Consider the following 12,784-nt stretch of genomic DNA (forward strand, 5'->3'; position numbering starts at 1 on the left):
GGAAAATACTTTACAAATTGACCAATTTACTATTGCTAAAAATCCTTATGGTGACATATAATTCAGAATATATATAAAATTCTTTAAATTTAATGGGCATGGGGAGTAATTCAGCCCAGGTCCCTTATAAATGAAGGTTTTTTATAGTTGTAAAATAGTTCAATGGAGGGGAGATGGAAAAAAATGAAAGCGCTTAAGTCAGTCGTACTTTGGGGGATCATATCTGCTTTGGGGGCGGTGAGTTTTGGTTTCGTCGCGCTAAACCGGGGGGAAAGCATCAATGCCATGTGGATTGTCACTGCAGCACTCTGTGTTTATTCAATTGCATACCGCTTTTATAGTAAATTCATTGCACGGAAAGTGTTTGAGCTAGATGACAATCGCCAGACTCCATCGGAAGCGAATAATGATGGGAAAGATTATGTTCCTACAAACAAATGGGTGTTGTTTGGCCACCATTTTGCAGCAATTGCCGGAGCTGGCCCTCTGGTAGGTCCCATCCTTGCAGCGCAGATGGGATATTTGCCAGGGACGCTATGGCTTGTAGTCGGAGTTGTTTTGGCTGGTGCCGTACAGGATTTCATCATTCTTTTCGGTTCGATGCGCCGTAACGGCAAATCTTTGGGAGAGATGATCAAAGAGGAAATTGGACCGATTACAGGCTTGATAGCGATGATCGGTATCCTCGGTATCATGATCATTTTATTGGCGGTACTTGCCCTGGTTGTCGTAAAAGCGCTGGTGGGCAGTCCGTGGGGAATGTTCACGATTGCCTCGACCATACCGATTGCAGTCCTTATGGGCATTTACATGCGTTATATAAGGCCGGGACGGGTTGGTGAAGGGTCGATTATCGGAATCATACTTTTGATGCTCGCGTTATATTTCGGCCGCTTTGTAGCCGAGAGTGCAACATTGGCGCCAATGTTCACTTTCAGCGGGGAAACGATTGCCATCATGTTGATTGTCTACGGTTTCGTTGCCTCCGTTTTGCCTGTATGGATGTTATTGGCACCGCGTGATTATTTAAGTACATTCTTGAAAATCGGTACGATCATCGGACTTGCACTTGGTATCTTTATTGTCATGCCGAGCCTTGAAATGCCTGCAGTCACTCAATTCATCGATGGAACAGGACCTGTATTTTCCGGAAATTTATTCCCGTTCCTATTCATTACGATCGCTTGTGGAGCGGTATCGGGATTCCATGCACTCGTTTCCTCAGGTACAACTCCTAAGATGATTGAACGCGAATCGCATGCACGTCCAATCGGATACGGGGCGATGTTGACTGAATCCTTTGTAGCCATCATGGCGATGATTGCCGCCTGTGTATTGACGCCAGGTATATATTTTGCTATTAACAGCCCGGGAGCCGTTGTGGGAACGGAACCAGCGCAAGTGGCTGCTACCATATCCGATTGGGGTTTCCTTGTGACACCTGAGATGATTACCGGCCTTGCAGACGATGTTGGGGAAGAGACCATCATATCCCGTACTGGAGGAGCACCGACCTTTGCAATCGGCATGGCCCATATCTTCTCGCAAGTGATTGGGGGGGCGTCCCTGATGGCGTTCTGGTATCATTTCGCGATCTTGTTCGAGGCATTGTTCATATTGACCACCATTGATGCAGGAACCAGGGTGGGACGTTTTATGATACAGGATATCATCGGCACCTTTTACAAACCATTTGCCGAAACGAATAAATGGCTGCCTAATATAATTGCAACTGCCATTTGTGTAATCGGTTGGGGGTACTTCCTTTATCAAGGGGTCATTGATCCTCTTGGCGGGATCAATACCCTTTGGCCATTGTTTGGAATTGCGAATCAGATGCTTTCCGCCATTGCGTTGCTGCTTGGGACGACGGTCCTTTTCAAAATGGGCAAAAAAGCGTACACATGGGTCACTCTTGTGCCCACTACATTCTTGTTGATAGTGACCATGACGGCAGGGTGGCAGAAGCTGTTCCATGAAAACCCGGCAATTGGCTTTTTAGCACATAAGGATAAATTTAAAGCGGCCTATGATAGTGGGGAAGTTCTTGCTCCGGCAGCTAATCTGGCCGAGATGAAACGGGTTATCGTCAATGATTATGTGGATGCAGCCCTTTGTGCCATCTTCATGATCGTGGTGATCACTGTCCTGATTTCTGCCATTAGGTTATGGATAAAGGTCTTGAAGAACCAGAAAATAGATTTACATGAAACACCTTATGTATCAAGGACGTCATAAGGGAGGGAAAGCAATGTTGAAAAGAATAATTACAATTCTCAGCTACAGAAAGCAATTCGTCAGTTTGCTCGTCGGCGTGCCAAGTTATGATACGTATGTGGCACATATGAAAAAGCATCATCCTGAAGAGCGCGTGAAAACCAGGAAAGAATTTTTCTGCGAAGCCCAGGATGAACGGTATAACGCAAAGGGTGGGAAAGTGTCTCGTTGCTGTTAATTGAATATTTTTTGAGGGTCCTCAATATGAGGGCCCTTTTTTTATTGGTTTTTTTGAAGTGGGACATAGGTAGAGGGGTAAATGTAATAGTAATGGAGTCGTAAAAAGGTGGAAAATTAATTATAAGACAAAAAAATCAAATTATCTAAGCCTTTATTCACAGTGATGTTATATAACCTAACATCTTTTTATAAAATATAAAAATTAAGTTGAATTATTAGAAAATTAAGTATATGATAAAAAATATAACATAATAGTGTTAATAAACATAACATATACAAAAAACAAGGGGGAAAAAAACAGTATGCAAATGGCAGATTCGGTATTCATGTTTTTGGCGACAATGATGGTTTGGTTAATGACACCAGGGATTGCCCTATTTTATGGAGGGATGGTAAAAAGTAAAAATGTCCTGAATACGGCAATGCATAGTTATATGCCATTGGCTGTCATTTCGATTCTTTGGGTGCTGATTGGGTATTCAATATCATTTTCACCTGGTAATACACTTCTGGGAGGTCTGGACTGGGTTGGCTTAAAGGATGTAGGCTTTGCACCTGGACCATACAGTGAAACGATTCCTCATAGTTTGTTCATGTTATTCCAAATGACTTTTGCCGTTTTAACCGTCTCGATCATTGCAGGTGGCATTGCCGAGCGGATGAGATTTTCAGCATTCCTGATTTTTACGATCCTTTGGTCTTTATTCGTATACGCTCCCGTTGCACACTGGGTATGGGGAGGCGGCTGGTTAGCGGAACTTGGTACACTTGACTTTGCAGGCGGCAACGTTGTTCATATTTCTTCAGGGGTTGCAGGTCTGGTTTTAGCGATCATGTTAGGTAAAAGGAAAGAGTCGGGTGACAGTGCACCGCATAATCTTCCTTTAACATTCCTTGGCGGATCATTAATATGGTTCGGTTGGTACGGCTTCAACGTCGGAAGCGCACTGACAATCAATGAAGTGGCGATGAATGTATTCGTCAATACAGCTGTTGCTGCCGCTGCTGGTATCATAGGCTGGCTGATCGTTGAGTATATGGCTAATAAAAAGGCAACATTGCTGGGTGCGGTATCAGGAGCTATTTCTGGCTTGGTGGCCATTACACCTGCTTGCGGATTCGTAACCCCTGCCTCTTCCATCATCATCGGTGTCATTGGTGGTGCCGTATGTTTCTGGGGCGTATTCTTCCTGAAGAATAAACTCGGTTACGATGATGCACTTGATGCTTTCGGATTGCACGGGATCGGCGGGACATGGGGTGGGATCGCTACAGGTTTATTCGCGACCACTTCCGTTAACGAAAACGGTGCAGATGGTTTATTCTATGGAGATTTCAACTTGTTGTGGAAGCAGCTTGTAGCGATCATTGCGACATATATCTTCGTTGCCGTGGTCACATATGTCGTTGCTAAAGTCATTAACCTTTTCGTACCGTTGCGTGTCAGTGAAGAAGATGAGTCAATGGGGCTTGATCTTACACTTCATGGAGAAAAAGCTTATCACGAATCCATTTAAAAGGGGGTTGCTCATATGTCCGAGGTTTTAACGAAAATCGAAATCATTACACGTCCGATCAAGTTTGAACAATTCAAAGCGGAACTTGCAAAAATAGGGGTAAGCGGAATGACTGTATCGGAAGTAAAAGGAACGGGTCTTCAGAAAAGTTATGTGGAAACCTATAGAGGCAGAAATCGTGAAATGTCACTACATGATCGAATGAAAATCGAAATCGTCGTGTGTGAAGTGCCAGTTCAGGATGTTGTGGATGTAGCAAGGAAATTCCTGAGTACAGGTAAACCAGGTGACGGAAAAATCTTCATTTATGAATTGGCGAATGTTGTGAATATCCGTACCGGAAAAGAAGGTCATGATGCGTTAAAGAATGACATCTGAATGTCCGGCCGAATGTCCGGCCGAATGTGCCGGATACAGTTGATTAAAGAAAGGGAGCTGAAAATGGGGAGACTGGTCCGAATTGTTAATGCAAAAAAACAGAAGATCGTTAATACGCTCATTTCAGAGGGTGTATATCAACCTGATGACCGACCCTTTTTATTGGAATTGCCACTGAAAAATCTAGAAGAGATACTATCTCTAAGAATAAAATCCTCGTTTCAAAATCCCCGTTTTAAAAAATGACCTTTAGCCGTTATCCTATATGGGGAGAGCGGCTTTTTTATGCGTTTGATTTCCACCCTCGCGACATTTAAATGTTAGTATATAAGGAAACTTTTTTCTTGAATCCCCCATGGAAATCGGGGAGCTTTCCAACTATAATGAATAAGGATGTAAATTTAAATACGATTTTTTTGCCTTTTTTGACGCTTTTCGCTTAGTTACTTCAATTTTTCTTTAATTTTACGAATAGTAAATTCAAAAAAATGTAAGTTTTCCAAAAAAATGATGAATTATTTTATGAATGCCCTGTTTAATAATAGGGAAATTATTAATATGTTCTTTTAAGAGGTGAAAGGAAATGGATCAATTTACGGTCGAATCCGTTTTAAATATCATCAGGGAATTTGTACCGAAGGATGCTTCAATTTCTGTGGCTGATTCCGAAAAATACATTTATTATCAACCGAGCAAACAAGTTGATTTAAGAATAAAACCAGGTGATTTAATCAGTGAAAACACAGCGACATATAAAGCACTGAGTGTCCGTAAAAAAATAGGGGTGCAGGTTGAAAGCAATGTATTTGGCGTACCTTACTATGGGCTGAGTGTTCCTATCATGGACCAGGGCAATCCTTTAGGAGCGGTAACGGCCATCTTGCCGACAAAGCCATTAATTTTACCGACATCATTCTTGACCATTAAAACCGAAGATCGCTGGATACCGCTTCCATATGATGAAATTATGTATCTGGAAGCTCAAAATAGGAAAACTAAAATTCAGTCCGAACGTGTGAGTGGATTTCATAAAATGAATTTAAGTGAATTGGAATTCATTTTACCTAGTGATTTATTCATTCGCGTGCATCGTTCGTACATCGTCAATATCAACTATATTCAAGAAATCCTTCCCGATTTTCATTCTACATTTTTACTGATAATGAAAGACAATTCCAAAATCCAGGTCAGTCAAACGTATGCAAGTCAATTCAGGAGGGCTTTAGGATTTTAATGATTCTCCCTTGTGTGAATAAAATGCTGGTTTATGACCTATTTAAGGCTTTTCATTCAAAAATGAATGTGACGATTACACAGGATTGGTAAAATTAAGTGTAAGAAAAGCGAAAATGGGGGTCTTTTGTATGAACGAAAGCGTTTTCAAAAAAATTCGCAATGAACAATTTAAGGGGAAAGTAGTTACAGCGGAAGAAGCAGCTTCATGGATTAAAGATGGGATGAAACTCGGGATGAGTGGATTTACCCGTGCTGGTGATGCTAAAGTTATTCCGATGGCTCTAGTTGAAAAAGCAAAAACTGAAAAATTCAAAGTTGACGTTTATACTGGTGCTTCATTAGGACCGGAAGTCGATCAACATATGGCGGAAGCCGGTATCATAAATAAACGTTTGCCGTTCCAAGCGGATAAAGGCATTCGCAATAAAATAAATGCTGATGAAGTCACTTATGTGGACCAGCATTTATCTCATACAGCTGAACAAGTTCGTCAAGGCATTGTCGGACCTATAGATTTTGCAATCATCGAAGCACTGGCGATTACGGAAGAAGGATTGATCATCCCGACAACTTCTGTAGGTAACTCAGCCATATTCGTTCAAGAAGCTAAACATGTAATCATTGAATTGAACGTGTCCCATCCAGAAGGATTGGAAGGGATGCATGATATATATACACCAGCTGAACAAGGGAAACGCGAACCGATTCCTATGACTAAAGCTAGTGATCGCCTTGGATCGATCGGTATTGCGGTTGACCCTGAAAAAGTAATGGGAATCGTCATTTCTACAGATCTTGATGCACCTTCTACAATCGTGCCGCCGGATGAAGAAACTGCAACAATCGCGAACCACCTCATTAACTTCCTTCGTGAAGAAATCAAGGCTGGCCGTTTAACTGAAAGCCTTGCTCCGCTTCAGTCGGGTGTAGGTTCAGTGGCAAATGCTGTATTCGCTGGCTTCCTTGATTCTGAATTTAAAGATTTGGAAGTTTATTCAGAAGTGCTGCAAGATGCGGTATTTGATTTAATCGATGCTGGAAAAGTGAAATTCGCTTCAGGTTGTTCGATCACATTAGCTGAAGAAAAAGGTAAACAAGTTTACGGTGAACTTGAAAAATACCGTGATAAACTAGTTCTTCGTCCACAAGAAATATCTAACCATCCTGAAATCATCCGCCGTCTTGGCTTGATTTCAATCAATACAGCGTTAGAGTGTGATATCTATGGTAACGTAAACTCGACACATGTTTCTGGGACAAGAATGATGAATGGAATCGGTGGATCGGGAGATTTTGCCCGTAACTCACGCCTAGGCATTTTCGTAACGAAATCATATGCAAAAGGCGGCAAGATTTCCAGTATCGTTCCTTTCGTTTCTCATGTGGATCATACTGAACATGATGTGGATGTATTAGTGACAGAGCAAGGGATCGCTGATTTACGTGGTTTGGCACCAAAAGAGCGCGTAGAGTTAATCATTGAAAATTGTGCGCATCCTGACTACCGTCCACAGCTTCGTGCATACTTCACTGAAGCTGTTGCGCAAACTGGCGGGCATCAAACTCCACACATTCTTGAAAAAGCATTTTCATGGCATACAAACCTAGCTAAAAACGGTACGATGCTTGAAGCAGTACTTCAAGATCAAAAATAAGACTCAAAACCACCCCGCCAATACAGCGGGGTTTTTTTTATTTGGGTCCGTTTCCCGTATTGGGAAAACCATGAATCTTTCAATTTGCATGATGGTGCATATTAGTTTTTTTCCTCTAACATATAAAAGATTTAAAGTGTAAAATGATGCTTAGCCATCAAAAAGATAGGGAACTGTATCTTTAGGCTTTTTTCTTTTATTTTTGTATATAATTATTCATTCAAGTTATAGAAGTATGGTAAACTGCTAACAATGAAGGATTATCATACATAGAATTTTTTCGTTTCCTTAGAAATAAGGAGTCATATAGAATGCTTATAGTGGAGGAGATTATTTGTTCAAGCAAAAACTGCATTTTTGGACGTTAGAGTTATTACTTTTGTCTTTACTTTTTTATGTTGGTACAAAGATTTCTTTTCTTTTTGAACCAATCGTGATTTTTACCTCGACATTGTTCTTTCCCATCTTGATTTCAGGTTTTCTCTATTTCCTGTTCAATCCCACTGTTGATTTCCTCGTTAAAAGAAGAGTGCCTAGGGGATTGGCGATATTATTGCTTTATGTATTTTTCCTGGGATTGATTAGTTTATTGGTCGGTTTGGTTGGCCCGTCACTTTCCAAACAGGTTACGGACTTAATCAATAACCTTCCGGATTATTTCAATCAAACAAGGAAGTTCATTGAAGATTCAGCGGAGTCAAAATGGTTTTTATGGACGGTGGAACAAGATTATGTACCTCTGCAAGAAGTAGGGGATTCGCTTCAGAAATATTTGACTGATTTACCTAGTAATATAACGAACAGTTTAACTTCCGTTTTCAGCGTAGTGACGAATATTACTTTAGTGGTCGTAACGGTTCCTTTCATCCTGTTTTATATGTTGAAGGATGGGGATAAGCTTCCGGCCGCCATTATGAAATTCGTACCGGTTCGCTATAGAAAACCAGCTTTAACAGTACTTCAGGAAACTGGCGGGACGCTTACTACATACATACAAGGGCAGATGCTTGTTTGCATGTTTGTCGGGATCGGAACGTTCATCGGGTATTTGATCATTGGTTTGCCTTATGCGTTCTTATTCGCACTGATTGGTGCTGTAACCAATATCATTCCATATGTAGGCCCGTTTATCGGAGCCGCTCCTGCTGTCATTGTGGCATTGATTCATTCACCGACAGAGGCATTATTGGTCATTCTGGTTGTAACGGTCATTCAGCAATTGGATGGCAATTTCATTTCACCGCTAGTCATTGGGAAAAAATTGAACACGCATCCGCTGACCATCATCATCCTATTGCTCGTGGCCGGAAACATTGCCGGTATCATCGGCATGATTTTGGCCGTTCCGACTTACTCGGTTGTTAAAACGATAGTATTGAATATCGTTAAATTCATCAGGATCCGAAAAGAGGAAAAGCTTGAAGAAGATATATTGGAATGAAAAAACGGGCCCGACTCAATTGAGTCGGGCCCGTTTTCTTAGTGTCACAAACCTAAGGAAATATATTTTACTTCCAGGAATTCTTCGATGCCCTGGTGTCCGCCTTCACGGCCGAGTCCGCTTTGCTTGAATCCGCCAAATGGAGCTTGCGGAACGGAAGGAAGTCCATCGTTCAAGCCTACAATTCCAAATTCAAGTGCCTCGGTGAATTTGATGCCCTTGGTGATATTTTCAGTGAAAACGTAAGCTGCCAAACCGAAGATGGAGTCATTTGCCCTCTTGATTGCCTCCTCGTCAGTCTTAAAGGAGGCTATAGGAGCTAGTGGACCAAATGTTTCTTCCTTCATGCAGAGCATGCTGTCATCAATGTTGGACAGTACGGTTGGTTCAAGAAAAAGGCCGCTTATTGATTTACCGCCAGCTTCAAGCTTAGCACCGCTGCTGATTGCTTCATCTATTTGTTTTTGAACCTTATCCACTGCATTTTGATCGATAAGCGGACCGATATCGACGCCATCTTCCAGTCCGTTTCCTACCTTTAGTTCCTTTACCTTGGCAACGAGCTTTTCGATGAAGGCTTCTTGTATGGCTTCGTGGACATAAATGCGATTTGAACAGACGCATGTTTGTCCTGCGTTACGGAATTTTGAACTGATGATGCCATCAACCGCTTTATTAAGGTCGGCATCCTCAAGAACGATTGCTGGTGCGTGACCTCCGAGTTCAAGCGAGATTTTCTTAACTGTGTCAGCCGAGCCCCTCATAAGGGTTTTCCCGACTTCTGTAGAACCGGTAAACGTCAATTTACGAACCCTCGTATCTTGAAGCCAAGTTTCACCGATTTCTGATGATTTTCCTGTCACGACATTGATGACACCTTTTGGAATGCCAGCTTCTTCAGCTAATTCAGCCATTTTTAAAGCTGTTATTGGAGTCAGGTTTGCCGGTTTAATGACGACTGTGCAGCCGACGGCAAGCGCTGGTGCCACTTTTCTTGTAATCATGGCTGCAGGAAAGTTCCAAGGCGTAATGACAGCTACAACTCCGACAGGCTGTTTAGTCACGAAAAGACGCTTATTGGACACGGAAGCAGGAATCGTTTCGCCGTACACCCGTTTTCCTTCTTCGGCAAACCAAGATAAAAAGCCGTTTGCGTATGTCATCTCACCAAGAGCCTCTTTAAGGGGCTTGCCTTGCTCTTCAGTCATGATTTTTGCCAGTTCTTCTTTATTATCATCAATCAATCGATGCCATTTCCAAATCAGTTCAGCGCGTTCGTAGACTGAGAGTGCAGCCCAGCCCGTAAAGGCTTCATATGCGGCATCTGCAGCCTTCGCCGCTTCAGTTGCACCGCCTTTAGGAACGGTGGCAACTATTTCATCCGTTGCCGGGTTTCTTACTTCAATTTTATCCAATCCAAAATCCGACCACTCACCGTTAATAAATAATCCGTAATCCTTCATGATAAAACCTCCTAATTTGGTTAAATCCATCAAACTACTAAAACTTTTAACTTTATACTTTTACCTGTTACATAAAAGTATAAACACTTTTCACTGATTCTGAAATTTATTTGATTGGCTATTTATAGAAAATTGGCTAATTGATAGAAAGGGAGCAATAAAAAAAAGAGGTGCAAGTTACACACCTCTTCATTAGTGTTCGATTATTTTTCCGATGAGACGGCCACTTCATTCATATCACCTGAGATGGCTTGGTTTGGATTGAATTCACCTTCTGATTTAGAAATGACCACTGTAGCAACACTGTTACCGATTAGGTTGGTGATGGCACGTGCTTCAGACATGAAGCGGTCGACTCCCAGTAGTAATGCCATTCCTTCAACTGGAATCATTGGGAAGGCAGCTAATGTTGCAGCAAGGGTAATGAAACCGGATCCCGTTACACCAGCAGCACCTTTGGATGTCAACATCAAGATTCCCAGAAGGGTCAATTCCTGCCAGATGCTTAAATCGACACCATATGCTTGAGCGATGAAAATTGCAGCCATGGATAAGTAGATGGATGTGCCATCAAGGTTGAAAGAATAACCTGTTGGGACAACCAAACCGACTACCGATTTTGAGCAACCGTATTTTTCGAGTTTTTTCATCACGCTTGGCAGGGCGGATTCCGACGAAGATGTTCCTAAAACTAAGAGGATCTCTTCTTTTATATAGGCAATGAACTTGAAAATATTAAAGCCGTACATTTTTGCGATCGAGCCAAGGATTAGTATGATGAATAGTGCCATTGTGATATATACGCTGCCCATTAATTGTCCTAACGAGGTTAAAGAACCAAGGCCAAACTTACCGATTGTATAAGCCATTGCTCCAAATGCGGCCAATGGAGAAACTTTCATGATCATACCTACTATGCCGAAGAAAATGTCGGCAATATGCTGAAAGAAAGAAACGACTGGCTGCACTTTCGGTCCCATTGCCGCCATTGATAATCCGAATAATACGGCAAAGAATAGAATAGGGAGTAAGTCTCCGCCGGCCAGTGCTGCAACGGCATTATCAGGAATGATATTAGAAATGAAAGCAATGGCTCCATGTTCCGTTTCGGAAGCGGCTGTTGTATATTGTGATACATCTCCGCCCTCGACTGAATCGATGTTAAAGCCTTTACCAGGTCCCAGCAGATTGACTACGATGATACCGATGGCAAGTGCGAAAGTGGTAACGATCTCAAAATAGAGCAGGGCCTTTCCGCCGATGCGGCCAACCTTTTTCATATCACCCATACCGCCAATTCCGATTACGACGGTTAAGAAGATGATTGGTGCAATGACCATTTTAATCATTTTAATAAATAAATCAGCTAATATCTTCAGTTGTTCACCGAAAGCAGGGAAGAAGAAACCGACTGTTATACCCAGAATGATACCGATGATGACCTGAACTGTTAGATTTTTTAATATTTTCAAGGTGCATTCTCCTTTATTATATGATAGCGCTTTCTTAACTTGGTAATAGTGTAACAGAAGAAAGAATCAGAATATTCTTTTGGTGATATTGTTTTCTTTTTGTTCTTTTTGGTCTTGGGGATTTTTAATAACTGAAGGGAAGAAGAGGAATTAAAAGTGCCATTAGGATATAGATAGATTACTAAGCTGCAAAAAAAAATACCGGTGGAGCACCGGTATTGGCGAAAATCAATTTTCAAAAGGTTTTATGAGTGCATATAGGGTTCCGATCACAGGAAGTTTCAAACCTGCCTTTTCGGCAAGGCGCAGTGCACCGCCCTGTAAATGTTCCACTTCGAGGGTTAGGCCCTTCCGGCGGTCCTGGTGCATGGAAGAGGTGGATTCGTCAGGTAAACCTGCCATGTTTTCTAACGCTTGAGCAATATTCTCCACAGTAATACCGACGTCATAAGCATTTGCAAGCTCCTTCATTTCAACAAGGACCTTTTCTAGCAATCCATTGGTTTCCGGGAATCTCCGTATCGTGCCGATAGGGAGGTTAGATGCAGTTGTCACACCGGAAAAAGCGGTGATGAACATATATTTGATCCACATCCTGATCAATATGTTTTCCGTTCTGCTTGCCTTCATGATAGCTGATCCGGTAGCCTGTTCGAATTCATCACAAACCTTTTTTTGTGACGGATGAAGCGGGCCATAGATTAAATCGTGATTTTCATTGGAGTGAATGACATGACCTTTTTCATCAAGGGTTGCTATGATGAAGGCGCTTCCTCCCAAGACGGCTTCTTCGCCCAGTTCGTCCTGTAAAATGGATACATGTTCCAACCCATTCAAAAGCGGGAGGACCTTTGCGCCCCTTTCAACAAGCACCTTTAAATCTGTAAGAGTGCCTGGCAGATGCTGGCCTTTTACAGCGAGAATCACAAGATCGACCTTTTCTATATCATTTACATTCTCTGTGATATGAAGGTCGTTGAATTGGTAGTTTCCATGTGGGCTGGTTAAGCTGATCCCGTTTTCCTTCAATTGTTTAGCGCGGTTTTTTCGGACAAGGTATTGAACATCCTGCCCGGCCTGCTGCAACCTGCCCCCAAAGTAGGAGCCGAGTGCCCCTGCCCCTATAATGACAATATTCAAAGCGCACACCTCTCTTTTGATTAAG

10 protein-coding genes are annotated in these 12,784 nt (G+C 42.1%); 7 read left to right on the forward strand and 3 right to left on the reverse strand.

From position 1 onward, the window contains the following. Nucleotides 1-183: 183 nt before the first annotated feature. The 7 genes from ACWF5P_RS11915 (at nucleotide 184) to ACWF5P_RS11945 (ending at nucleotide 8,684) form a co-directional block, all read left to right on the forward strand. Nucleotides 184-2,238 (forward strand): carbon starvation CstA family protein, encoded by a 2,055-nt coding sequence (locus tag ACWF5P_RS11915; RefSeq protein ID WP_434168407.1) that lies wholly within the window; start codon nucleotides 184-186, stop codon nucleotides 2,236-2,238. Nucleotides 2,239-2,251: 13 nt separating this feature from the next. Continuing rightward, nucleotides 2,252-2,455 (forward strand): YbdD/YjiX family protein, encoded by a 204-nt coding sequence (locus ACWF5P_RS11920; protein WP_101224922.1) that lies wholly within the window; start codon nucleotides 2,252-2,254, stop codon nucleotides 2,453-2,455. 304 nt (nucleotides 2,456-2,759) lie between these two features. Further along, nucleotides 2,760-3,974: an ammonium transporter gene (locus ACWF5P_RS11925; protein ID WP_434168408.1), complete on the forward strand. Its 1,215-nt coding sequence runs from the start codon at nucleotides 2,760-2,762 to the stop codon at nucleotides 3,972-3,974. Between the two features lie 15 nt (nucleotides 3,975-3,989). Beyond that, a complete protein-coding gene (locus ACWF5P_RS11930; protein ID WP_063235326.1) occupies nucleotides 3,990-4,352 on the forward strand; it encodes a P-II family nitrogen regulator in 363 nt (120 codons plus the stop codon). Between the two features lie 583 nt (nucleotides 4,353-4,935). After that, on the forward strand, nucleotides 4,936-5,586 hold the full coding sequence (locus ACWF5P_RS11935) for a LytTR family DNA-binding domain-containing protein (RefSeq protein ID WP_133351753.1): 651 nt from the start codon (nucleotides 4,936-4,938) through the stop codon (nucleotides 5,584-5,586). A 130-nt stretch (nucleotides 5,587-5,716) separates the two neighbouring features. Beyond that, nucleotides 5,717-7,243: an acetyl-CoA hydrolase/transferase family protein gene (locus ACWF5P_RS11940; protein ID WP_101224918.1), complete on the forward strand. Its 1,527-nt coding sequence runs from the start codon at nucleotides 5,717-5,719 to the stop codon at nucleotides 7,241-7,243. A gap of 334 nt (nucleotides 7,244-7,577) precedes the next feature. Beyond that, nucleotides 7,578-8,684, forward strand: a complete 1,107-nt coding sequence (locus tag ACWF5P_RS11945) for an AI-2E family transporter (RefSeq protein WP_101224917.1) — start codon at nucleotides 7,578-7,580, stop codon at nucleotides 8,682-8,684. 44 nt (nucleotides 8,685-8,728) lie between these two features. On the opposite strand, the gene ACWF5P_RS11950 is transcribed toward ACWF5P_RS11945, so the two are convergent. The 3 genes from ACWF5P_RS11950 to ACWF5P_RS11960 all read right to left on the reverse strand — a co-directional run bounded on the left by ACWF5P_RS11950 (nucleotide 8,729) and on the right by ACWF5P_RS11960 (nucleotide 12,768). Further along, nucleotides 8,729-10,147 carry an NAD-dependent succinate-semialdehyde dehydrogenase gene (locus ACWF5P_RS11950; RefSeq protein ID WP_101224916.1) on the reverse strand — a complete coding sequence of 473 codons (1,419 nt, stop codon included), beginning with the start codon at nucleotides 10,145-10,147 and terminating at the stop codon, nucleotides 8,729-8,731. Between the two features lie 203 nt (nucleotides 10,148-10,350). Further along, nucleotides 10,351-11,619, reverse strand: coding sequence for a C4-dicarboxylate transporter DctA (locus tag ACWF5P_RS11955; RefSeq protein ID WP_434168410.1), 1,269 nt, complete (start codon nucleotides 11,617-11,619; stop codon nucleotides 10,351-10,353). Between the two features lie 228 nt (nucleotides 11,620-11,847). Beyond that, entirely contained in the window at nucleotides 11,848-12,768 is a 921-nt protein-coding gene (locus ACWF5P_RS11960; protein ID WP_434168411.1) for a 2-dehydropantoate 2-reductase, read from the reverse strand. Nucleotides 12,769-12,784 lie beyond the last annotated feature (16 nt).

The sequence above is a fragment of the Peribacillus sp. NPDC055009 genome, from assembly GCF_053608705.1.